This is a genomic window from Oceanobacillus sp. CF4.6 (genome assembly GCF_051262635.1).
Lineage (GTDB): Bacteria > Bacillota > Bacilli > Bacillales > Amphibacillaceae > Oceanobacillus.
Genome location: NZ_JBIMEX010000008.1, coordinates 164,635 through 189,087 on the forward strand (window position 1 = coordinate 164,635; position 24,453 = coordinate 189,087).

General features: G+C 37.8%; 23 protein-coding genes and 1 other annotated feature. Of the genes, 19 read left to right on the top strand and 4 right to left on the bottom strand.

Annotated features, from left to right (window positions below):
- Positions 1–36 precede the first annotated feature (36 nt).
- From ACHABU_RS13600 to ACHABU_RS13620, 5 genes are all read left to right on the top strand, one after another.
- Positions 37–1,002 (top strand): BMP family ABC transporter substrate-binding protein, encoded by a 966-nt coding sequence (locus ACHABU_RS13600; RefSeq protein ID WP_435765440.1) that lies wholly within the window; start codon positions 37–39, stop codon positions 1,000–1,002.
- 113 nt (positions 1,003–1,115) lie between these two features.
- Positions 1,116–2,054, top strand: coding sequence for a beta-ketoacyl-ACP synthase III (locus ACHABU_RS13605; RefSeq protein WP_435765441.1), 939 nt, complete (start codon positions 1,116–1,118; stop codon positions 2,052–2,054).
- Between the two features lie 26 nt (positions 2,055–2,080).
- Positions 2,081–3,319, top strand: a complete 1,239-nt coding sequence (gene fabF, locus ACHABU_RS13610; protein WP_435765442.1) for a beta-ketoacyl-ACP synthase II — start codon at positions 2,081–2,083, stop codon at positions 3,317–3,319.
- 146 nt (positions 3,320–3,465) lie between these two features.
- Positions 3,466–3,666: a hypothetical protein gene (locus ACHABU_RS13615; protein WP_435765443.1), complete on the top strand. Its 201-nt coding sequence runs from the start codon at positions 3,466–3,468 to the stop codon at positions 3,664–3,666.
- 82 nt (positions 3,667–3,748) lie between these two features.
- Entirely contained in the window at positions 3,749–4,510 is a 762-nt protein-coding gene (locus tag ACHABU_RS13620; RefSeq protein WP_435765444.1) for a YjbA family protein, read from the top strand.
- 223 nt (positions 4,511–4,733) lie between these two features.
- On the opposite strand, the gene trpS is transcribed toward ACHABU_RS13620, so the two are convergent.
- Positions 4,734–5,723 (bottom strand): tryptophan--tRNA ligase, encoded by a 990-nt coding sequence (trpS, locus tag ACHABU_RS13625; protein WP_435765445.1) that lies wholly within the window; start codon positions 5,721–5,723, stop codon positions 4,734–4,736.
- Positions 5,724–5,777: 54 nt separating this feature from the next.
- Positions 5,778–5,952: a binding site (T-box leader), on the bottom strand.
- Positions 5,953–6,738: 786 nt separating this feature from the next.
- Between trpS and ACHABU_RS13630 the strand changes: the two genes are divergently transcribed.
- The 8 genes from ACHABU_RS13630 to ACHABU_RS13665 all read left to right on the top strand — a co-directional run bounded on the left by ACHABU_RS13630 (position 6,739) and on the right by ACHABU_RS13665 (position 12,689).
- A complete protein-coding gene (locus tag ACHABU_RS13630) occupies positions 6,739–7,041 on the top strand; it encodes an urease subunit gamma (RefSeq protein WP_435765446.1) in 303 nt (100 codons plus the stop codon).
- Between the two features lie 302 nt (positions 7,042–7,343).
- Complete coding sequence (locus ACHABU_RS13635) at positions 7,344–7,676, top strand: urease subunit beta (protein WP_435765447.1); 333 nt, start codon at positions 7,344–7,346, stop codon at positions 7,674–7,676.
- The gene (gene ureC, locus ACHABU_RS13640) at positions 7,666–9,378 is read left to right on the top strand and encodes an urease subunit alpha (RefSeq protein ID WP_435765448.1); all 1,713 of its coding nucleotides are present in this window, start codon (positions 7,666–7,668) and stop codon (positions 9,376–9,378) included. The genes ACHABU_RS13635 and ureC overlap by 11 nt, the downstream gene beginning before the upstream one ends.
- Before the next feature lie 10 nt (positions 9,379–9,388).
- Complete coding sequence (ureE, locus tag ACHABU_RS13645; protein WP_435765449.1) at positions 9,389–9,844, top strand: urease accessory protein UreE; 456 nt, start codon at positions 9,389–9,391, stop codon at positions 9,842–9,844.
- A complete protein-coding gene (locus tag ACHABU_RS13650) occupies positions 9,837–10,523 on the top strand; it encodes an urease accessory protein UreF (RefSeq protein ID WP_435765450.1) in 687 nt (228 codons plus the stop codon). The genes ureE and ACHABU_RS13650 overlap by 8 nt, the downstream gene beginning before the upstream one ends.
- A 42-nt stretch (positions 10,524–10,565) precedes the next feature.
- A complete protein-coding gene (ureG, locus tag ACHABU_RS13655; protein WP_435765451.1) occupies positions 10,566–11,186 on the top strand; it encodes an urease accessory protein UreG in 621 nt (206 codons plus the stop codon).
- A complete protein-coding gene (locus ACHABU_RS13660) occupies positions 11,179–12,003 on the top strand; it encodes an urease accessory protein UreD (RefSeq protein WP_435765452.1) in 825 nt (274 codons plus the stop codon). Before ureG ends, ACHABU_RS13660 begins: the two co-directional genes overlap by 8 nt.
- Before the next feature lie 248 nt (positions 12,004–12,251).
- A complete protein-coding gene (locus ACHABU_RS13665; protein ID WP_435765453.1) occupies positions 12,252–12,689 on the top strand; it encodes a DUF5342 family protein in 438 nt (145 codons plus the stop codon).
- 143 nt (positions 12,690–12,832) lie between these two features.
- On the opposite strand, the gene ACHABU_RS13670 is transcribed toward ACHABU_RS13665, so the two are convergent.
- Positions 12,833–13,711 carry a DMT family transporter gene (locus ACHABU_RS13670; RefSeq protein WP_435765454.1) on the bottom strand — a complete coding sequence of 293 codons (879 nt, stop codon included), beginning with the start codon at positions 13,709–13,711 and terminating at the stop codon, positions 12,833–12,835.
- A 361-nt stretch (positions 13,712–14,072) separates the two neighbouring features.
- On the opposite strand from ACHABU_RS13670, the gene ACHABU_RS13675 reads away from it, so the two are divergent.
- Together ACHABU_RS13675 and ACHABU_RS13680 are read left to right on the top strand one after the other, a co-directional pair.
- Positions 14,073–15,452: an MFS transporter gene (locus ACHABU_RS13675; RefSeq protein ID WP_435765455.1), complete on the top strand. Its 1,380-nt coding sequence runs from the start codon at positions 14,073–14,075 to the stop codon at positions 15,450–15,452.
- A 67-nt stretch (positions 15,453–15,519) separates the two neighbouring features.
- Positions 15,520–16,710 carry an amidohydrolase gene (locus ACHABU_RS13680; protein ID WP_435765456.1) on the top strand — a complete coding sequence of 397 codons (1,191 nt, stop codon included), beginning with the start codon at positions 15,520–15,522 and terminating at the stop codon, positions 16,708–16,710.
- A 210-nt stretch (positions 16,711–16,920) separates the two neighbouring features.
- Here ACHABU_RS13680 and ACHABU_RS13685 read toward each other — a convergent pair whose 3' ends face one another.
- Both ACHABU_RS13685 and ACHABU_RS13690 read right to left on the bottom strand, forming a co-directional pair.
- Positions 16,921–17,523, bottom strand: coding sequence for a trimeric intracellular cation channel family protein (locus tag ACHABU_RS13685; protein WP_435765457.1), 603 nt, complete (start codon positions 17,521–17,523; stop codon positions 16,921–16,923).
- Between the two features lie 490 nt (positions 17,524–18,013).
- On the bottom strand, positions 18,014–19,099 hold the full coding sequence (locus ACHABU_RS13690; RefSeq protein ID WP_435765458.1) for a YkvI family membrane protein: 1,086 nt from the start codon (positions 19,097–19,099) through the stop codon (positions 18,014–18,016).
- Positions 19,100–19,281: 182 nt separating this feature from the next.
- Here ACHABU_RS13690 and ACHABU_RS13695 point away from each other — a divergent pair, with 182 nt between their 5' ends.
- The 4 genes from ACHABU_RS13695 (at position 19,282) to ACHABU_RS13710 (ending at position 23,950) form a co-directional block, all read left to right on the top strand.
- A complete protein-coding gene (locus ACHABU_RS13695) occupies positions 19,282–20,535 on the top strand; it encodes a PucR family transcriptional regulator (protein ID WP_435765459.1) in 1,254 nt (417 codons plus the stop codon).
- Between the two features lie 116 nt (positions 20,536–20,651).
- Positions 20,652–21,782, top strand: a complete 1,131-nt coding sequence (gene ald / locus ACHABU_RS13700) for an alanine dehydrogenase (RefSeq protein WP_435765460.1) — start codon at positions 20,652–20,654, stop codon at positions 21,780–21,782.
- Between the two features lie 246 nt (positions 21,783–22,028).
- Positions 22,029–23,237 (top strand): putative glycoside hydrolase, encoded by a 1,209-nt coding sequence (locus ACHABU_RS13705; RefSeq protein WP_435765461.1) that lies wholly within the window; start codon positions 22,029–22,031, stop codon positions 23,235–23,237.
- A gap of 113 nt (positions 23,238–23,350) precedes the next feature.
- Positions 23,351–23,950 (top strand): GNAT family N-acetyltransferase, encoded by a 600-nt coding sequence (locus ACHABU_RS13710; protein ID WP_435765462.1) that lies wholly within the window; start codon positions 23,351–23,353, stop codon positions 23,948–23,950.
- Positions 23,951–24,453: the final 503 nt, after the last annotated feature.

Genomic DNA, 24,453 nt, shown 5'->3' on the forward strand with positions numbered 1-24,453 from the left:
ACAATAGATATAGACTATTCGTTCATGCGAAATGGAGTGTTTACCTTGAAAAAGATAACGATCGTTTTAATATCTGTAGCATTAATAACTATTCTTTCTGGTTGCTCTTATTTTGAAACGGGTCAAATTCAAAATGTTGGCTTGTTGGTTGACACTTCCATTGATGACAATGTATGGAATAAAAAAGGATACGATGGCTTGCTTGAAATAGAAAAAGAGTTTGATGTACAAGTTTACTATGAAGAAGATATCGATACGGAAGAAGAGATAAACAATGCGGTTGCTGAATTTGTTCAGGATGGCGTTAATCTTATCTTTGGTCACAGCAATATGTATGGGAGTTATTTTATGGATATAGCTGAATCATATCCTGACGTTCAATTTGTTTATTTTAATGGTGGAAATGCAGCAGATAATGTAACGAGTTTAAACTTTAATTCACATGCAATGGGATTTTTCGGTGGGATGGTTGCGGGTAAAATGACGGAATCGAATCAAGTTGGCATTATTGGCGCATATTCCTGGCAACCAGAGATTGAAGGATTTTATGAAGGGGTTAAGTATCAAAATCCAACTGCTCAGATTGAGATGAATTTTCTTAGTGCCTGGAACGATACGGAAACAGCATTAACGATGTATGAAAACATGAAAAAGGAGGGGGTGGATGTATTCTATCCTATCGGTGATTCCTTCAGTGAAGATATTATTAAGATGGCAGAAGGAGATGGTCTGTATGCCATCGGTTTTGTGGCTGACCAGTTAGAACTAGCACCTGATACTGTTTTAACTAGTACGATACAACATGTGGACAAGCTGTACGAATATACAGCTACTGAATTTGATAATTTTCATTTAAATAGTACCGTTTTGTCATTTGATTTTCAGGATGACGTTATTTCACTTGGTGAATTTAATGATCGTGTTCCTGAGGCCTTTCAGGAAGAGATGGCGGAACATGTTGAAGATTATACGGAAACAGGGTTGTTGCCCAATGAAGAGTGAAAAAAGGAATGAAAATATCCTATTTTTCTTGCTTAATGAGATTATTTACATTAAAATTAGTACCAAGTCATAATAATTGATATTAATTATTTGTATATAAGGGAGCTGTCAATATGAATGTTGGGATATTAGGTACAGGTCATTACCTTCCGACGAACGTAGTTACAAATAAAGACATGGAAAAAATAGTAGATACGAATGATGAATGGATCAGAACAAGAACAGGTATTGAGGAAAGAAGATTAGCTTCGGATGATATTGATACATCAGATATGGCATATCATGCAGCTCTCGGTGCGCTTGAAGAAGCCGATGTGGATGCTGCCGATATCGATTTAATATTAGTTGCAACCGTAACACCGGATACGCCATTTCCATCCGTAGCGTGTATGATACAGGATCGCCTTGGTGCAACAAAAGCTGCTGCAATGGATATAAGTGCAGCATGTTCAGGTTTTATGTATGGATTGATTACTGCCAAACAGTTCATCGAAACGAAAGCATATAAAAATATTCTTGTAGTCGGTACAGAAAAGCTTTCCAAAATAACAAACTGGGAAGATAGAAGTACTTGTGTACTCCTTGGTGATGGTGCAGGTGCTGCTGTTGTTGGTGAAGTATCAGAAGGTAAAGGTATCCTATCCTTTGAACTTGGTGCAAACGGTGCTGGAGGCAAGGAGTTATACCAGAATAAAGATAATAAGCTTGTTATGAATGGTCGCGAAGTGTATAAATTTGCGGTTAGACAAATGCCTGAGTCCACGGTGAATGTTGTGGAGGAATTGGGATTAAGTAAAGAAGATGTAGACTACCTTGTTCCACATCAGGCGAATATAAGAATTATGGATGCAGCACGTCAGCGTCTGGGAATCTCAGAAGATAAAATGGCCACTACGATCAAAAAGTATGGTAACAATTCTTCGGCATCCATTCCAATGGCTTTGTCAGAGTCGGTAAAAGAAGGTAAAATAAAAGATAATGATCTAATCGTATTGGTAGGGTTTGGCGGCGGCTTAACATGGGGCGCAGTTGCAATAAGATGGGGAAGATAAAACAACCACGGAAGGAGGAAGATCAAATGGAACAAAGAAGGGTAGTAATTACAGGGCTAGGTGCAATAACACCATTAGGTAACGATGTAAATACCTTGTGGGAAAATCTTCTGGCTGGAAAATCGGGCATTGATTTTGTAACGAAAGTTAATAAAGATAATTATCCTGCGAAGGTAGCTGCTGAGGTGAAAGACTTTGACCCTACAACCTTTATGGATAAAAAAGATGCACGCAAAATGGATCCCTTTACCCAATATGCGGTAGCAGCATCCAAAATGGCTGTAGAAGATGCAAAGCTTACGATTGATGACAGCAATGCACATCGAGTAGGTGTTTGGATTGGCTCAGGAATAGGTGGAATGAAGACATGGGAAGAACAGCATACGAAATTGCTAGAAAAAGGCCCTAAGAGAGTTAGCCCGTTTTTTGTACCAATGATGATACCGGATATGGCAGCTGGACAAGTATCCATTCAAACAGGTGCAAAAGGGATTAATTCATGTTCCGTCACAGCCTGCGCGTCTGGTGCTAATTCAATTGGAGATGCATATAAAGCAGTCGAGCGCGGTGATGTTGATTATATAATTGCTGGAGGAACCGAAGCACCGATTTCCGATATGGCTTTCGCTGGATTCTCCTCGGCAAAAGCATTATCAACGAACGAGGATCCAAGTAAAGCTAGTCGCCCATTTGATAGCAATCGGGACGGGTTTGTCATGGGTGAAGGTGCCGGAATTCTAATTCTAGAATCATTAGATTCTGCACTAGAGCGTGGTGCACATATTTATGGTGAAATAGCTGGTTACGGAGCAACTGGTGATGCCTATCATATCACTGCCCCAGCTGAAAACGGAGAAGGAGCGGCGCGCGCGATGCAGCATGCCCTTAAAGATGCAGGAATAACACCTGCAGAAGTCGATTATATCAATGCTCACGGGACAAGTACAGCATTGAATGATAAGTATGAAACAGCAGCAATTAAAACCGTTTTTGGGGATCACGCCAAAAAGCTTGCCGTATCTTCTACAAAATCAATGACGGGACATTTACTTGGTGCTGCGGGTGGTATCGAAGCTGTTATCTCAATTAAATCGATTCAAGATGGGATCATTCCAGCAACAACGAACTATGAAACTCCTGATCCGGATTGTGACTTGGATTATGTACCAAATGAAGCAAGACAACAAGAAGTGAACGTTGTCGTAAGTAACTCACTCGGCTTTGGTGGTCATAATGTCGCACTTGTGTTTAAAAAATACAAATAATAGAAGAAGCTGTTCAGCATCATGCTGGACAGCTTTTTTTATGTTGCTGTCAAAATATTAACCATGTGCATGCACCCAAAAGCAGGTCTTCTTTCTTAAAACGCAGCATAATATAAATAAAATGGACAAGCGGTGAGGGGATTCTAATGGGATATGTATTTTTCTTTTTAATAGGATTTGGACTAGCTGTTACAGGTGGAGTAACAATTATTGCATATATGAATTTCCTGCCTGCTGGCTTATCGTGGGCGGATTATTTTCTTTTTATAAGTGGAAGAGTAGAATGCTATTTTCTTCCTCTAGGGGTTTTGATCATGGGTGTTATATTGTATCGTTATCCGAATTAATTTTAATGCAACTTCTCGAATATTTTTCTCCGTGATGGCTATAATGTATTCTAAATCGGAAAATGAAAAGTGAGGGTTGTTTATGTTATATTTGCACGATGTTTGGGTGAACTGGTTTGAAGGGGAGGAGAATGGCTACAGTGTATGTCATTTTCATGAGTGGAGGAAAGAGGACAGCATTGAGCTAATGGATCAAGTACCTTTACTATACATAACAGAGACACTGTACAACTACATTGAGAACGATATGCATGATCTACCGAAAGCTTTACTTGATTCGATCTATAAACGGGCCTACACACGTAAGGGACAGAAAAGGTCTGTTGTAGAATATGCATGTATTGTTACAGATGGTAATGATATTCTGGCGGTTGACACAATTGGATATTCCATCCCAATTCGCAAAAGCAGATTAATCCCACGCCAAGAACAGCTTGTTTTCGACATGATTGATAACACGAAACCGCAATCTTTTAAATTTGATGACAGTAACTATGAAAAGGAATACCATATGCTTTCGATGCCTCCTGAATTTGTTTTTGGACTTACAAGAAAGGAAAGACAGTTAAAACAATTGCTCATGATTGGGTTGGATCAACTGAAGACTACGAATAACAGAGAAGAATTGCGTTACTGGCTAACAGAATGGGACCCGAAGCAGTATCCAGCAATCCGTTATATGGATGAAGATCGAGTATGGGAAACACTGTATAATGGCGTGAAAGAAGGCTGGAGCCCGTCGCATGAGGAGCTATGTGCAAAGCTCATACGTGGCCAGCAGTTCCTGGAAAAAATGTGGGAAGCGGAATTAGGACCTCAACACAATACTTCGAATCAGAAATAGTCAGACAACACTTTATTTCAATAATTGAGCTTGAGATACTGTGGTTTGATGGAGAATGCTGAAGTTCACAGGAAAGATGCTGAAATTCACAAAAAAAGTGCCGAAGTTCACACTAAAAAAGCTGAAGTTCACAAACAAAATGCTGAAGCTCACATTTTCAAGCAAATTCCACAACAAGAAAGTTGCCCGGGTTCGTTCTATGCCCGGGCAACTTTTTTTACAATTATTTTTTTACCCTTCCAAGCCCCATTGCTTTTTTTGCCTTCGCAACAGTCTTATTCGCTGTAAAGGATGCTTTTTCTGCACCTTGATCTAAAATATCATCCAATTTTACGGAGTTAATCAATTCAGCGTATCTGTCTTGAATTGGTTTCAACGTATCAATTACAGCATTTGCTACGCCTTGTTTAAACTCGCCGTAACCTTTTCCTTCGTATTTAGCTTCCAAGGATTTTATCGACTCCCCAGTGCAGCTGGAATAAATGGTAAGCAGGTTGGAAACACCGGGCTTATTTTCTTTATCATATTTAACAATACCTTCTGAATCAGTAACTGCGCTTTTGATTTTTTTCTCAATTTTCTTTGGTTCGTCAAGCATGGAAATAAAGCCTTTTTCATTTTCATCGGATTTACTCATCTTCTTCAAGGGTTCCTGTAAAGACATGATACGCGCTCCAACTTTTGGAATACGAATATCGGGAATGGTGAAAATATCATTAAAACGGTTATTAAAGCGCCCGGCCAAATCTCTTGTCAGCTCAAGATGTTGTTTTTGATCATCACCAACCGGGACAACATTTGTATTATAAAGTAGGATATCTGCAGCCATAAGAGACGGATAGGTTAATAATGCAGAGGAAATAGCCTCTTTCCCTGCAGACTTATCCTTGTACTGTGTCATACGTTCCAATTCACCGATATAGCTGATTGATTGCAACATCCATCCCAGTTGCGTATGTGCAGGTACTTCAGATTGTACAAAAAGTGTTGAGGTTTCAGGGTCGATTCCTGAAGCAAGATATAATGCTGCAAGGGAACGAATATTCTTTCTCAAATTCAATCGTTCCTGTGGTACGGTAATGGCATGTTCATCCACAATACAGAAATAACAGTCATTATCGTTTTGTAATTCCACAAACTGTTGGATTGCTCCAAGGTAATTACCAAGTGTTAAAGTTCCGCTCGGCTGAATTCCTGAGAAAATTGTTTCCATTTTTTATCACTCCATTTTTATGTCTACATTAAAAAAAAGCCCACTCTTCCCATCACAAGGGACGAATGAACCGCGGTGCCACCCTAATTACCTTACATAAAAATGTAAGATCACTTTATTAATAAGCTCGAAAGTCCAATTCCAATTCACCTTGATGCTTGTTTTCACCAACCACAAGCTCTCTGAAAATCAGCGGGTAATTGTACTACGTTTATTTCATTGCTAATGATATTGAGTTTTTTACTATTATATAAATCCTTTTGTCGAAAAGCAAGAAGAAAACTCTATCTATAAAATTATTTGAATTATGTGTAGAGTAGATTATCCTAATTGAAATGTTTTGTGGTTTCGTGACACATGGCTCCGCGGCGCCACCCGAGTGATCTTACTTAAGTAAGATCACTCTTTCATTATGTAAAGCTCCAAAGCCCAATTCCAATTCACCATAGTGCTTGTTTTCACCATCCACAAGCTATCTTCAATCTAGAGGGAGAATTGTACTCCACCTTTGTCATCGCAAATATTTCCTCTTTTATCCATCATAATTAACCTCCTTTCATATGTGAACTAATGGTTGTCTTCAAACATAATTAGCTAACCGAATGGATAAGAAATCTATAGAGATAGTAGTTTCTGAGCTCTTGATTAAGATCCATTCTTATTGATTATATGCAGCAGGCTGAAGCGATAATTATCTCAACCACTTTTCGCATCGGTTAATCTACCAGATGTAAAAGTGAACTTCCTTATACACTAGTCGTTCAGGAGAACCACCGTCTCTTTCAACATTTACCTGAGAATGAATGACACACTTGAATTACTTTTATTTAAAAAAAACTATATTTCAGAATGGAATGTAAGATTTGTCCTAAATAACGCAAAATTTATATTTTGTTTTTCTGATATCGTTCAGAAATCCTGGATGATTGAAGTTATTGTGTTAAAAACGTTTCCAAAGCTCAAAAAATGGAGATGCTTTTTAGTATATTTAATTACCGTCTAGGGAGGTTATAAGATGAAATTATTACCACGCGAAATTGATAAGCTATTAATTGTCGTTGCAGCAGATGTTGCTAAACGCAGAAAACAACGAGGTCTAAAATTGAATCACCCTGAAGCAATGGCGCTTATAACCTATGAAGTAATGGAAGGTGCAAGGGATGGTAAATCAGTTGCTGAATTAATGGAGTATGGGGGAACAATTTTATCACGGAATGATGTGATGGATGGTATTCCTGAAATGATTGACGATATCCAGGTAGAAGTTACCTTCCAAGATGGTACAAAACTTGTTACAGTGCATAATCCAATTCGCTAAAATTAGAAAACGAAGGCTTAGCCAAGTCATTTCGGTGACCCTTATACAAGGGGGAAGCTTTATACTTTTCTAACTGTGAATAAAAGTACAAGCGTCCGTTTAGCGACCTGGTTTTATTGGGTTATGCCGACTTCTGAGCTCATAGTCCATCTTTAGTCGGCCTCCCTTAAAAGACAGATTAAGTGTTGACAAATTGGATTAGGTTAAGGAAGTCTCATAGACGCTGGGCGCTAGTTGTTCCCGTAACCTATAATAAAAATTCTTCATAATTTCCGATAAGCTATGAAAGGGCTGAGATAGTAATGATACCAGGTGAATTTATCCTGAAAGATGAAGAGATTACTTGCAATGCGGATAGACCAAGTTCAAAAATTACGGTTATCAATACGGGTGACCGACCAGTACAAGTTGGTTCACACTTTCATTTTTATGAAGTGAATACGACGGCACTAAAATTTAGTCGAAAAGAGGCATATGGGAAGCGGTTAAATGTTCCTGCAGGGGCTGCAGTCCGTTTTGAACCAGGTGATGAAAAAGAAGTGGAATTGATTGATTATGCTGGTGAACGCAAGGTGTATGGATTTAATAATAAAGTAGATGGGCCATTAGAAAGCGGGGATGTCAATGAGTTTTAAAATGTCCAGGGAGCAATATTCACAAATGTACGGACCGACTACTGGTGATTCGATCCGCTTAGCAGATACGAATTTGTTTATTCAAATTGAAAAAGATTATACCGTGTATGGTGAGGAAGTTGTTTTTGGTGGTGGAAAGGTAATTCGCGATGGGATGGGACAGCATCCATTAGCAACGCGTAAGGATGGTGTCCCCGATACTGTCATTACCAACGTTGTAGTTCTAGATTACACGGGAATTTATAAGGCGGATGTTGCACTAAGAGATGGGCTTATTTACAAAATAGGAAAAAGTGGCAACCCACTTATCATGGACAATGTCGACATTGTTATCGGGACTTCCACAGAAATCATTGCTGGTGAAGGTAAAATTCTAACTACAGGTGGGATTGACACGCATGTTCACTTTATCAATCCAGCCCAAGTAGATGTAGCACTCACTGCTGGGTTAACTACATTAATTGGCGGTGGAACTGGTCCAGCCGCTGGATCTCGTGCGACTACCGTCACTCCAGGTGAATGGAATATCCATCGCATGCTACAGGCTGTCGAGGGATTACCAATCAATGTAGGCTTAACGGGAAAAGGTCATGCCGCAAGTGTTGAGCCGTTAGTTGAGCAGATTCATGCGGGGGCAATCGGATTAAAGGTTCATGAAGACTGGGGAGCAACTTCTTCTTCGTTGGACTTTTCACTAAGGGTTGCAGATAAATATGACATTCAAGTCGCACTTCATGCAGATACATTGAATGAGGGCGGATTTATGGAAGATACGATGCGCGCCATCAATGAGCGTGTTATTCACATGTATCATACGGAGGGTGCAGGGGGAGGACATTCCCCGGATCTAATTAAATCAGCTGGCATGATGAATATACTGCCGTCATCAACGAATCCAACATTGCCATATACAGTAAATACGATTGATGAACATTTGGATATGCTGATGGTTTGCCATCACCTAAACCCTTCTGTTCCAGAGGATATTGCTTTTGCTGATTCGCGGATTCGCAGTGAGACGATAGCCGCGGAAGATGTTCTACAGGATATGGGTGTTTTCAGTATGGTAAGCTCTGATGCGCAGGCAATGGGGCGAATCGGTGAAGTTGTCCTAAGAACGTGGCAGACAGCTGATAAAATGAAAAAGCAGCTAGGCATTATGAAAGGTGACTTCGATTATGCAGACAATAATCGTGTGAAGCGATATATAGCCAAATACACGATCAATCCAGCTATTACACATGGTATTTCAGAATATGTAGGCTCAATTGAGGTTGGCAAGATTGCTGATCTTGTATTATGGGATCCAAAGTTTTTTGCGGCAAAACCGGAAATGATACTGAAGAATGGTCTAGTAGTACAAAGCCTGATGGGGGATGCGAACGCTACAATTCCAACACCGCAACCAATGATTTATAGACCTATGTATGCCTCAGTTGGAAAGGCATTAGCCAAAAGCTCGTTTACATTTATCTCTCAAGCTGCATATGACAATAAAGTCCATGAGCAACTTGGTCTTGAGAAGCAGATTCGACCTGTTCGAGGGATTCGTAATCTTACTAAAAAAGATATGAAATTAAATAGCGAAACACCTGATATTGACGTGGATCCGCAAACATATGAAGTAAAAATAAATGGTGAAGTTATAACCTGTGATCCTGTTGATACCGTTCCAATAGGACAACGTTATTTCTTATTTTGAGGTGAAGAAAATGATTATCGAAAAAGTTATTACGAACATATCTGATTTAGAACCAGATGAATTGAAGAAACGTCACAAAGAAAAAGTATATCTGGAAAGTGCACATTTAGTAAAACGTATCCAACGAGTGGAAACAGACCATGGACGTGAATTGGGGATCCGATTGAAAGAATCACGTGATCTGGAAGCCGGGGATGTTCTTTATATGGACGATGAAAACATGATTATAATTGATGTGCTATCTGATGATTTATTGATTATTCGCCCGAGAAGTATAAATGAAATGGGAACCATCGCACACCAGTTAGGGAACCGGCATTTACCCGCACAGTTCGTGGGTGACGAAATGCTAATCCAATATGATTATTTAGTAGAGGATCTATTACAAGAGCTTGAAATCCCTTATAAACGTGAGGAACGAAAGGTAAAACAAGCATTTCGCCATATAGGGCATAGCCATGGATGATAAGATATTATCTTTGCTTCAATTATGTGACTCTAACTTCCCAACAGGAGGATTTAGCCACTCATTTGGTCTGGAAAGTTATATTCAAGATGAAACAGTTTATGATGACGCAACATTTTCAAAGTGGTTAGCGGTTTATTTGCATGAACAGCTTGTCTATTCAGATGGTTTGGCGGCAAGACTTGTTTATGATGCACTTGTGGACAATGATTTAGAAAAGATATGGAAGTTAGACCGCATGGTTACGGTTCAGAACCTGGCAAGAGAAACGAGAGACGGTACAATGCGGATGGGTGAACGGATGGTTATAATTTCAGAAACCTTATATAAAGCACCGATTTTGAGCTTGTATCGAAAACGAATTAAGGCAAAACAATCATATGGGCATCCAGCGGTTGTATTTACAATGGCTGGACACTTTTTGCAAGTACCAAAGGAAACAACCATTTTATATTACTTATATTCCTCTATCACTAGCCTTGTTCAAAATGCAGTACGAGCAATCCCGTTAGGACAAACTGCTGGACAGAAAATAATTTATACGTTTCAGAATCATTTGACGGAAGCGGTCAAATCTATCATGGATCTAAATGAAGATGACTTTGGGATCGTTTCCCCAGGGCTAGAGTTATCACAAATGCATCATGAACGGGTTAACATTCGAATTTTCATGTCATAAAGTTACTATTCATTATGATTTTTATTAAAGGAAGTGTTGAAAATGGAAACAATTAAAATTGGTGTTGGTGGACCTGTCGGAGCAGGTAAAACAGCGTTAGTAGAAAAATTGATTTGGGAATTAAAAGATGAAGTAAGTATCGCAGTCATAACGAATGATATCTATACAAAAGAAGATGCTAAAATTTTGGTGAATACGGGTGTATTGCCAGAGGATCGGATTGTCGGGGTAGAAACAGGTGGCTGTCCACATACAGCGATTCGTGAAGATGCTTCTATGAACTTTGCGGCAATTGAAGAGTTGCAGGAAAAACATCCAGATGTTGAACTGATTTTTATCGAAAGTGGTGGGGACAATTTAGCAGCCACATTTAGTCCAGAGCTGGTGGATTTTTCTATTTATATTATCGATGTTGCTCAAGGGGAAAAAATTCCGCGAAAAGGTGGCCAGGGTATGATCAAATCGGATCTCTTTATCATTAACAAAATAGATCTTGCTCCATATGTAGGTGCACGTCTTGAGATTATGGAAGCTGATACGAAGGTATTTCGTGGACATAAACCATTTATGTTCACAAATTTAAAAGATAATACTGGTCTTGACGAAGTGGTTGATTGGATTAAGCATCACGTTTTACTAAAAGGATTAGCGCAAGATGCCTAATTGGACGGGTATTCTTGAACTTGATGTGGAAGCACGTCAAGGGAGGACAGTTACGAAGAATCTATACTTTCAAGGGGCGTTAAAAATCATGCGCCCCGTATATCATCATAAATCAGCTATCCCATGTTACTATATTCTTAATCCTGGTGGAGGGTATTTGGATGGGGATACCTATCGCATGAGTGTTTCACTTGGGGAACAAGCAAAAATAACACTCACAACCCAGTCGGCGACAAAAGTATATAAAACACCGACAAAGCATGCCTACCAGGAAACCGAGATATTTCTTAAACAAGGCAGCTACCTAGAATATTTGCCTGATCCGTTAATAGCTTATAAGGATGCTCGTTATTTTCAAAAAAATGTAGTACGAATGGAAAAAGGGGCGACATTTCTTTATTCGGATATTTTAACACCGGGCTGGTCACCGGAGGGAAAACATTTCAGCTATGATTCGCTTCGATTAATAAATGAAATCTATCTGGATGATGAATTAGTTGCTTATGACCATATTAAACTAGACCCTAAAGAAAAATATATGAATGGACTAGGCTTCATGGAGGGGTATTCCCATTTGGGATCGTTTATTGTAGTAGGTCATCAAACGAATACGAAACTTCTTGATCAATTATATGAAACAATTAATCGTGAAACAGGTGATTTTAAGGCGGGGCTGTCCAAACTTGTAGTTCCAGGGCTTTCAATCAGGGTGATGGCTAACGCAACACAGGTTATTGAACGAATTTTTACTGCATGTCATCATATAATAAGTCAGGAATGGTTTGACGTTAAACCGAGTTTTCTAAGGAAATATTAAACTTTAGAGCCCGGCAAACCAATTGGATTGTCGGGCAACATACATATTGATATTGTTGGTATTGATAGGATAGCCCGTGACAGATCCTAATGAAATATGTATTGAAAAAATTTAGAACCAAAAATTACGCTTTTATTTGACATCGGTATAGGGAATACTTACGCTATAGATAACTTGCATTCGTTTAGAAAAGCATGAATGCCCAATCAAGTGATGCGTTTAAAACCTATATCTGTGAGGTGTATAAATTGGTCGATGATTTTGAAGTGAAAACAGTTTATCAAGATCGGACGTATGAGCGCCATCGGTTCAGTTTTTCTATAAATGGAAAGGAATTCAAAGGTAATTATCATAAAGACGAAATTCAATGGCTTAATCCCCATCCGAAGCAGGACCTTGACAGTAAGCAATTGGAATGGATTGAATCGGAAGTTCACCGGTTATTAAATGAACATGATATCATAGAAGATGTAGATGGTATTGAAGTCAAACCCATACTGGAGAATTATTCCCATGATGTCCATCAGTTCAAATTAACGATTGACGGGGATGAATATAAAGGAATGGTCCGTAATGGTAATTTAGAATGGTTCCATCCAAAACCAAGACGCAAGTTGAAGGATGCTCAGGTTAAAAAAGTAGAAAAGAAAGTGCAAGAAAAAATGAGACAACATTTAAACGAATAATAAGTAAAAGCCACTCAAACTAATGAGTGTCTTTTCTTTTTTGACCAGAAAGTATAAACTTTCTTACTTTTATAAATGTAACTAAAGCATTTGCCGAGTTTTCTATGTAAATGCCCCGAACGTCTTATCATCATAAATATTTTTTACTTGCTGCTTTTGACCTTCCGTTGATATGTAGAAAGTATTACGCCTCCCACAATAAATAAGGATCCGACTATCTCTACACCTGTAATCGGCTTGTACAATAAAATCAATCCCATAATCATTGCTACGAAAGGTTCTAAATTAGATAATATAGATGCATTCGAAGCGTTGACATACCGAATATTACTATTCCAAATAAGTGTAGCTATACCGTGTACAACAATCGCCGTTCCAATTAGAAAAGCCCAATCAGGAACATCCACACTTACCCGTAAAGGATTATCTAATATAAAAACAAAGGGGACTGAAACAATAAACCCTACAATATTTGAATATAAGGTAATTGTGAGTGGATCAACTCTTTGGGAGAGCGCTTTTGTCATAATAATCATGATAGCGAATGTTATCATCGTTAAAACAATCCACATAAGACCTTTATCAATAGTTAAAGAGGATAAACTCCCTTTAGCTACTACAAAATAAATACCTAGTATCGCTATAAAAGAACCCAGCAACATGCGAATCGTTAATCTTTCTTTTAAAAAAATAGCCGCTAAGAAGCCGGTTAAAATAGGAGTGGTTGCTAGAATTAATGCAGATGTTGTTGGATCTGCTGTTTGCAGTCCTACAAAAAAAGAGACTTGATTTATAAATACACCAATAACCCCCAGAATGGAAATAGCAAAAAAATCGGTTTTATTTAACCGTTTAAAATGATTTTTATAAGTTGATAATCCAATTAGAAATAACACAATAAAGAAAAGCCTCAGTGATGTTAAGAGACTTGGGGAGAAATCTTGAACTAACATCTTTCCAAATACGAAATTACTACCCCATACGATTACACAAAAAGTTAACCAAATATAAGCTTTAAACATCTATTTATTCGCTCCTATATAAAAATCACAACTTTAAAATTATAATCGTTATTGCAAGTTCCGTATACCTTTTTGCAAATTAAAATTTTTCTACCTAAGTGCAATTTTTACCTCGTTAGGCGTATCAACAACAAAACAGCAAATGAGACGGATTAAAAATCCGACTGCTCAACCTTCTTATTTTCCCTCCTTAACACTTTTTTATTAAAGTTCACCCAATTTTAAATGCGAAATAAATTTTCCAATTACAGAAAACGGACTTAAAAATTAAATTTAGTATAGGGATTTTTAATAATTTTTTAAAACAAGTGCATTTTAGTAATGTGTACTTAAACTTTTTGGGATTTAGGAGGATTATCGTATGGAAGCAGCAAACTATAAAGGTAATAATAAGATGATTATCGGTATTGTATTTGGTGTTATAACGTTTTGGCTATTTGCTCAAGCAATGGTAAACATTGTTCCAGCAGTTCAAGCGGATTTGGGTGTCGAATTAGGAACATTAAATATAGCGATTAGCTTAACTTCCCTGTTTTCGGGTATGTTTATTGTGGTTGCAGGTGGTATGGCAGACAGGTTAGGAAGGAAGAAAATCACCTATGTTGGTTTAGTGTTGAGTGTGATTGGCTCCTTGTTACTTGTGCTGGCACAAGGATCTGTATTATTAATAATTGGACGGGTATTGCAGGGTTTATCTGCTGCATGTATTATGCCCGCTACGATTGCGTTAATGAAAGCTTATTTTGAAGGCCCAGAAAGACAGCGGGCAATTAGTTATTGGTCCATCGGTTCATGGGGTGGTTCTGGGATTACTTCGTTTGCTGGTGGTACTATAGCTACGTATATGGGATGGAGATGGATATTTATTTTCTCCATTATTTTCGCTTTGCTTGCCATGTGGCTCATCAGGGATGTCCCTGAAAGTAAAGCCAAAGCAACTGGGAAATTCCGATTTGATTATGGTGGATTGGGCATCTTTATCGTTACGATGCTTGCAATTAATATTTTTGTTACCCAAGGTTCAGAACTGGGATGGACGAGTTTACCAACGATTATTTTAGCTGTTGTTTCTATCGTTGGTGTCATTGTATTTATTTACTATGAGGGTAGAAAAAGGAATGCGCTCATCGATTTCAAGTTATTTAAAAATAAGGCTTATACAGGTGCAACGGTATCCAATTTCTTATTGAATGCTGTCGCAGGTACGCTAATTGTTGCTAATACGTATGTACAAGTAGGTCGGGGTTTTAGTCCGTTTCAATCCGGTTTACTCTCACTTGGTTATTTAGCAGCTGTTCTTTCTATGATTCGTGTTGGTGAAAAGCTCATGCAACGAACCGGTGCAAAAAAACCGATGGTCTGGGGATCATTGATAACTTTAATCGGGGTTGCCATGATGGCGTTGACTTTTTTACCTGATCTTATTTACACGATTATTGTATTTGTTGGATTTATCTTATTTGGTTTAGGTCTTGGAACGTATGCTACGCCATCGACCGATACAGCTGTCTCTGCAGCTCCTGATGATAAAATCGGGGAAGCTTCAGGGATTTATAAAATGGCGAGTTCTTTAGGAAATGCATTTGGTATTGCCATTTCAGTATCCGTGTATAGTACAGTCACAACAATAAGTTCTGTTCATATTTCTGCGACAGTTGGAATTATTACGAATGTAATATTTGCTGCTCTTTCCCTAATTTCTATTCTTATACTTGTTCCAAATACGGTAGATAAAAAATAATAAGTGATTAAGCAGGCAGGTTTACCCGGGTATCGTGCCTACTCAGTTTTGAAAGGAGACTTTTTTGATGATAGATAAATTAATGAATATGCTTGAAGAACGAGAAAATGAAATGATTGAAATACGCCGTTATTTACATGAGAATCCTGAACTTTCTTTTAAAGAGGAGAAAACGGCAAACTATATCGCTGATTTCTATAAAGATAAGGATGTCGAAATCGTAACGAATGTAGGAAATGGATACGGCATTGTCGTCACTATAAAAGGGGGGAATCCAGGTAAAACGGTTGCTCTTCGGGCTGACTTTGATGCGCTTCCTATTAAGGAGGAAGCTGATGTGAAATTTAAGTCAAAAAATGAGGGTGTGATGCATGCTTGTGGTCATGATGCTCATACAGCTTACCTTCTAGTTTTAGCTGATTGTCTGATTTCTTTAAAAGATAACATTCATGGTTCGGTTAAAATTATTCACCAACATGCAGAAGAAGTACCACCTGGTGGAGCGAAGAGCATTGTAGAAGCAGGATTTCTGGATGATGTAAATGCTATCTTTGGTATTCATGTGTTACCATTGGCTCCTGCTGGTACCGTTGGTTATCATAGTGGATATTCCTTTAATGGTCGTGCCTATTTTAAACTTCGGTTACAAGCAAGTGGAGGACATGGTTCCTCTCCGCACAAGGCCAACGATGCGATTGTTGCAGGAGCCTATTTTGTAACAAATGTACAGACTATTGTTAGTCGCAGAGTGGATCCGTTTAATGCCGGTGTAGTGACTATTGGTTCATTTGATGGTAAAGGAACTTTTAATGTTATTAAAGACAGTATTGAGCTCGAAGGGGATATACGCTTTTCAAATGAGGAAACAAAGGATGTTATTAACAAAGAAATTCATCGGATTGTTAAGGGGACCGAAGAATTATTCGGTGTAACTTGTGAACTTACGTATGAACCTGACTATCCACCATTGTATAATGATCCAGAATTAACTGCATTTGTTGCAGATACCTTGGAAAAAATTGAGGATAAAGATATTAAAGAAGTAAAAGAATTCCCTAAAATGGCACCATCTGATGATTTTGCCTACTTCCTGGAGAAAGTTCCTGGTTCTTATTTTTATATTGGTTGTACACCAAAGGGAGTAGAAGAACCTTATTTCAATCATCACCCTAAATTTGATATTGATGAGGATGCGATTCTTGTTGCGGCTAAATCAGTGGGTCATGTTGTTAGTAGTTATTTAGCTATGGATAAATAACTTGATAAGAAGGAAGGCTCTTTTAGAATTTCAGGTGATATCAATAGTTGTTATCAAAAAAAGCGGTTAACTATCACCGCTTTTTTTGTATATTCTATAATAATGATTCTCTTTTTTAACTGAAATGTTTTGTAGCTTTATGACACATGCTCCGCGGTGCTACTCATAATCCTTAGAAAATACACATATAAGTTAAAGGCGAGCTGCAAATTATGTCGTTGTTGAATGTCGAGGCAATCTCCATTTATAACGTACCGATAACATCCTTAATGTAACAATTGAAATAAAAAGAACACCGATCTCCCATGCTCCGTTGATTAAACCAAGACCAATCGTTAATCCACCCATTGCGGCCCATAGCGCATAAATCTCCGCCCGGAAAATCATTGGCTTTCTCCCCGCAAAAACATCCCGTAAGATGCCTCCACCTGAACCAGTTAGAGTAGCTGCGGCAATTACCCCACTTAATGGCACACCGGCTTGAACAGCATATAAAGCCCCTTGAATGGCAAAGGCAGCTAAGCCAACCGCATCAAAAAAGATTCCCCATTTATTCCAATAACTTAACAAGCGACCTGGTATTAAAAAGATTAGAGTAATTGTTAAAAAGGCAACAACGAATAAATAATTTTGGGTCCAAATATTTTCTATTGGAATGCCAATAAATAAATTACGAAACGCGCCGCCACCAAATGCCGTAGTAAACCCCAATACGTAAAAACCTAATATGTCATAATCCTCCTCCATCGCAATAATAGCACCACTCATCGCAAATGCAATGGTACCGATAAAGTTAAGTACATCCCATATCAACACGCTTCATCCTTTTTTTATTTTATTGGTTTACATTCAAAAAGGTCCTTTTTCTATTTTAAACACGATCTAAAGTATGCTGATTGTTAATCAAATTACAATGTATCTTGGTTTGAAAAGTGGTTTTTAGAATGTACCCTTTCGATAATAACTCACTTTATTGTAATTCTATACGGTCGTTTATACAAATAATGCGGGTTCCGTTTCCAAACTGCTCGGTATAATCTTTCTATTGGTGAATGGAGAGAGGTTTATTTCTTTTACTTATTTAGAAGTTTATTAAAAAAAGGAAGTAACATTGTTGGTAATAAGGAGTTTGTCTAATACTTTTTCACAATAAGATGGTGGTAGTGATATTAGCTCAGGAGGCCCAGTTCCAATTTACCTTGATACTAGTTTCCACCAACCATCAGCTATCTAAAATCAGAGGGTAATTGTACTAGACCTATTTCATTGCTAATAATATTGACTTTTTATAATTTAACGGAAACTATAGCCTTTCTTGTGATTGATGATCTGCCCTCGTTTTTTCTATCTTCTTCATTCTAAATGGTGCAATAATTAATACGCCAATTAGAACAAGACCAAGATAACCGATAAGTGGATAAAAATAGCTGACAAGATCCGTGAATCCAGCAAAACTTGCTGCAAATCCCACAATCATTGTAATAGAGAAAAATATTTTAAATTTCGGTGTATCTACAACTGTAAAACGTGCTGCAAATGAGAAAAACATGCTTATTGCTGTATTGAAAATCATGCCGAAAAGAACAATTGACATAAGTATACCCAATATAGGGGAGATATTATTAACGATAGCCAGCATCGGCATGTCCATACCCTCAATTGCATCGATCTTAGAAAAAATTGCAAGGTGACTGACTAAAATAAGAATACCAATACATAGGCCCCCAACCAATCCTCCTAATGCAGCTGTTTTCCTATTGGTTTCGGCACCACCCATAACAAGTGCCATTGATGCCCCAACTGCTGTATTAAAGGAAACATAGTTAATACTTGAAATAAACCAATTCGGTAAAGTAGTTGGCTGCTCTTTTGCTAAGCTATCTAAAGCTGTGATGGATCCATCAACGGTCAGAAAACTATAGACAGAAAGAATAATTACAAATATTATAAGAAAAGGTGTAATGCTTCCAATAATCGAAACGACGCGATTCACATTTAACATACCAATCATAAGAACCAAAATCGTCATCATACTTGACCCAACAATGTATGGTATACCAAATTGTTGGTTGAGGTTTGAACCTGCCCCGGCAATCATTACAACCCCAACTCCAAACAAGGTAAAGATAAGAATATAATCAATAATTTTTCCAAGAAAAGGCCCACTTATATCGTAAATAACATCTTTATGGGATGTCGTTTGTGTACGGCTTCCTAGCCATACCAGTATCATTCCTATATATGCAAATAAAGCGGTTGCAAGAATAGCACCTATCGTACCCATTAGGCCGAAACTTGTAAAATATTGTAGCACTTCCTGTCCGGAAGCAAATCCTGCACCTACAATCACCCCTGTAAAAGCGCTTCCAATTCTTATTACTTTTCTCATCATACTTCCCCCTAGGTTTTTATGTTTTTTAAGTTTAACAGGTTACACGTGAAATTTATTTGTGTATATAATAAAATACAAAGTAGAATATTTGTTTATTTACTCAAATGTTCCCGTTTTTTGGAGAAATTTGTATGAAACATCTAATATAGAAACATTGCAAAATGGGAGGAAGAGCTTACATGAATAATGAACCAAACGATCCAGAATTATTAAAACATCTAAATGAAGTATTTAAATCTACAGATAAATTAGCAGATCGAATTGGTGAAATTTTCGAATGTCCAATTACAATAGAAGATTCCAATCATCATATCGTATCATACAGCAAGCATAAAGAAAATATTGATGAAGCCAGAATAGCAACCATTATGAATCGGAAAGTTCCCGATAAAGTTATAAACGGTCTTTGGAAAAAAGGCGTCATGCCGAAACTAATTGATAGTGATGAACCTGTCATTATCCCGCAAATTGCGGAAATTGGGCTTGGGAATCGTGTGGCCGTATCGATTAGGGAAAAAAATGAAATATATGGGTTTATATGGGCTCATACTGGTGATAAAACATTAAGTGACGAGGAACTGCAATTTCTTAAGGAAGTAGCTAAACAGGTTAAGAAACTTTTCTTGAAGCATCATAATCGCAATAGAAAATCAAAGGAGCATTATAACGATTTTTTCTGGAAATTATTAACTGGAGACATACATGATACGAACGAAATCAATCGTCAGTCCAAACAATTAAATATTCGACTGGAGGGAAAACTTGCTGTTGTTGTAATAAGATTTGCCGATGAGGTAACAGAACAACTGGAAAAGCATGCTTACTATTTAGCGGAAACCCAAATGCAAGTTCAAGTCGTTTCTCGTATATTTGATGACAAGGAATTTATTATGCTTGTGCGTCATGTTAAAGAAGATGACCCCTCATATATGTTAGTTGATTTTATCAATCAATTTATTCTTAGAATCAGTAAACAACTAAAGCTTCAAAATGTTAATGGTTCAGCTGGATCGATCTATGAATCAACGCGTAATATTAAAGATAGCTATAAACAGGCTTTACAGGTTTTGGATTTAAAGGGGAAATTTTCAAAAGAGCTAGAAGAAACTTTCCTATATGAAGATCTAGGAGTTTATCAGTTTATTGAGGAATTGTTTGAGATTCGGAAATTGAATCATTATCAGAATAAGTATGTAGAAAAATTAAGGGCTTATGACAAGAAAAATCAGACATCCCTTGTACATACACTAAACATGTATTTACAATGTGATTGTAATGTTTATCAAGCAGCAAAAGAGATAATAATTCATCCTAATACAATGAATTATCGCCTGAAACGAATTAGAGAAGTTTCTGACCTTGATTTAAAAGATCCGAATCAAAAAATAAACATTTACCTGGATTTTATGATTCAAAACATGCAAGAAAGGTGATTTGTGTAAAAACACAAACCACCTTTCTTATTTTCATTTTTTTTAATAAGGTAATCCCTTTTGTAAGGGGTTACAATTGCCAATACAACGAATTGTATAAAAAGGAGAGAGTAAACATGATTATTGGGGTACCTAAAGAAGTTAAAAATAATGAAAATCGTGTTGCGATGACACCTGCTGGGGTTGTTAATTTAATAAATGCAGGACAAACGGTCATTATTGAAAAAGATGCAGGGCTAGGAAGCAACTTTACAAATGAAGAATATAAAGAAGCTGGTGCTGAGATTTTTGAGAGCGCTTCAGACATATGGTCAAAAGCGGAGATGATTATGAAGGTGAAAGAGCCACTTGCATCCGAATATAAATACTTCCGTGAGGGATTAATCTTATTTACGTATCTTCACTTGGCTGCAGAGCCTGAATTGGCAAAAGAATTAGTAGATAATAAAGTAACGGCAATCGCTTATGAAACAATTACTGTAAATCGTACATTGCCATTGCTTACTCCAATGAGTGAAGTAGCAGGTCGTATGGCAACACAACTTGGTGCACAGTATCTCGAAAAATCACAAGGTGGCAAAGGAATTGTTCTTAGTGGTATTCCAGGGGTCAAACGAGGAAAAGTAACAATCATTGGTGGTGGAGTAGTAGGGACGAACGCTGCACGAATTGCATTGGGTCTTGGGGCTGAAGTAACCATTATCGATTTAAACCCAGCGCGTTTACGTGAATTGGATGATATCTTTGGCTCAAGTATCCAAACATTAATGTCCAATTCTTACAATATCGCTGATGCAGTAAAGGATTCTGATCTAGTTATCGGTTCTGTATTGATCCCAGGCAGAAAAGCGCCAAAACTTGTAACGGAAGAAATGGTTCAATCCATGCAACCAGGATCTGTTATTGTAGACGTTGCAATTGACCAAGGCGGCAACTTTGAAACTGTTGACCATCCAACAACACATGATGACCCAATCTATGTAAAACATGATGTACTTCATTATGCGGTTGCAAACATTCCGGGTGCGGTACCGCGTACAGCGACTGTTGGGTTAACGAATGTAACGGTTCCATATGCTGCACAAATCGGTTCAAAAGGAATTACAAAAGCAGTAATGGAAAACCCGGCAATTCTTAGCGGAGTAAATGTCATCAATGGAAAAGTGACGTATGAAGCTGTCGCAGATGATCTAGGATACAATTATGTTGCCTTGGAAGATGCAATCAAGGAAACTGCAATTCTATAATTTCTGAAAAAATACCCTTCTCACATAGAAGAAGGGTATTTTTTAATTCTCATTAAGTTACTCAAGTGTTTCATTTTTGGTGAATGAGGGTAGATAAATAAAGGTAATATGCCTTCCTTTCTCTGATGAAGAATATTGATTTGGAATACTATTTGAAATTTATTTTACTCTGGTTACTTTTTACCATTTAAATAAGGATGCTTTTCCTATATACTAATAATATAAAACGTACAGGAGATTGATTATATGCAGAATTGGCAACAAACAGTGATCGTACTCATAGGAATTCTCCTACTCCATACAGCTAATCCTGTATACGCAAGCGGGGAAGAAACGAAAGAAGTGAGCTTACATAAAGAGAGGCAAACGAATATCGAAATGATTGATACATCAAAAAACATGAAACGTTTTACATATGATTCAGGTTACAACTTCGAATACCCGGATGCGGTGAGAGGAATTTATGTTACTGGAAATTCAGCTGGGACAAGTCGTTTTGAAACGCTTCTTGATCTTGTGGAGACAACCGATTTAAATGCAATGGTTATTGATGTTAAAGAAGACAATGGTAATTTAACATTTAAGCCAGAAGAAGGGTCACCTTATGAAGAAATCGCTACTAATTTTATTGCTGATCCAAAAGGGATGATGGAAACGCTTGAGGAAAAGCAAATTTATCCAATTGCTAGAATAGTAGTGTTTAAGGATTCGGTACTCGCTCAGGAACGTCCCGATTTATCTTTCACTCAAAATGGTGAAGTATGGGTGAACAATAAAGGCGAGGCTTTTGTGAATCCTTTTAAAAAGGAAGTTTGGGAGTACAACGTGGAAATAGCTAAGATGGCAGCTGATATGGGTTTCCAGGAAGTTCAATTCGATTATGTTCGTTTTCCTGAAGGATTTGAAACAAAAGATGAACAACTTGAATACTCCCAAGGTGACTATGCTGATATGGATTTAAATAATATTAAAAAACGTGTTGAAGCTGTCACAGACTTTGTTGCGTATGCTAGAGAGGAAATGTCGTCTTATGATGTCGATGTTTCGGTAGATATCTTTGGCTACGCGGCAACAATTGAGGAGACACCTGGAATTGGCCAAAACTTTTCCAGAATATCTAACAATGTTGACGTTATATCATCCATGATTTATCCGAGTCATTGGACATCGTATTTTGGCATTGAAAAGCCTGATGAACAACCATATGAATTGGTTACTGAATATGCCAAAGTTGAAAATGAAGTTTTGGGGGCACTCGAAAACCCACCAGTATCCCGACCTTGGATACAGGATTTCGAAGCGCCATGGCTGTACAGTGGACCAACGAAGCAATATGGAAAAGCAGAAGTGGAAGCACAAATAAAAGCTTTGCATGAAAATGGGATTGATGAATTTTTACTTTGGAATGCGGGTAATACTTATACAGAAGATGTAGATTATATGATTGGAAAGTAAGAAGACAGGCCTGGGTTATCAGGTCTGTTTTTTGAATTCTGACATTCCTCGATTTAACAAATGACCGTTTATTCGTTATAATTAATAAAAATATGTGTAAAAGGAGTAGGTCCATGAATTGGTATGGAAAATTGAATAAGTATTTCCCAGTTGAAGAAATGAAATCTAAAAAGCATATGGAAATGCTATTGGAGGAAAAAGGGGACGTCTATTTTAAAGATGAGAGCTCCACGCATGTTTTAATGTACGCTGAGTTTGAAACGTTTATTTTTATAGATTATCTTTGGGTTTCATCAAAAACAAGAGGGCAGGGAATCGGGCATAAGTTAATTGAAAAATTGAAGGCAAGGAAGAAACCAATTATTTTGGAAGTAGAACCTGTCGATTATGACGATACAGATACTGAAAAAAGACTTCATTTTTATCATCGGGAAGGATTTACGCACGCACAATCCATTGGATATAATCGTCGCTCTTTGGCAACAAACCAAGAGACTCCTATGGAAATTTTATATTGGTCGCCAAATGATGATTCAGAAGAGGTAATATTTGATCAAATGAAACAAATGTATGTGGATATTCATACATACAGAGATGAAGAAATATATGGAAAGTCCTATCAATTAGCTGAGGAAGTATTAAGCTATGATGAAAACCGTAATTCAAAAGATATCCTTCAAGGCTTAAAAAAATCAAAGCCGGAAAAATCATAAAAAAACTCCTGCCGGATGATGCTGGCAGGAATTTTTTATCTGTAACACAACTTTCGCAGAGTAAAGTGAACAAATAAGTCTTGATAGAATTAGGAAGTCTGGAAATACACTGCTCCAGTTGACTTTGGATTAACTGTTTGCGCTGAGCAATCTGGATACATCGAGATCCCAAGGCTCTTTTCGTTAATTTTGTTGCTCTTTATTATCGCATTTTGTATAAACTACGAAGTTAACTGCTAGTTGTTTGGTTTCTTTAAGTATCTGCTTTTCCCACCGTCCGGGACCGCTCTGGGCGGATGCTTTCCGCGGGCACGGCCTCAGCCCCGAAGAGAAAACCACTCTTCGGGTCTTCGGACACGTGCTGTTCCCGCAGGAGTCACCGCCCGCCGCTCACCCGGACTGGTGAAGCTATATGATGCTATTTTTACTATTAAAATTTAATAATTGTCAGCAACCTTCTAGCCAGCTCTGGGAAATACACGGAGACTCCAACGGGAAGAGAG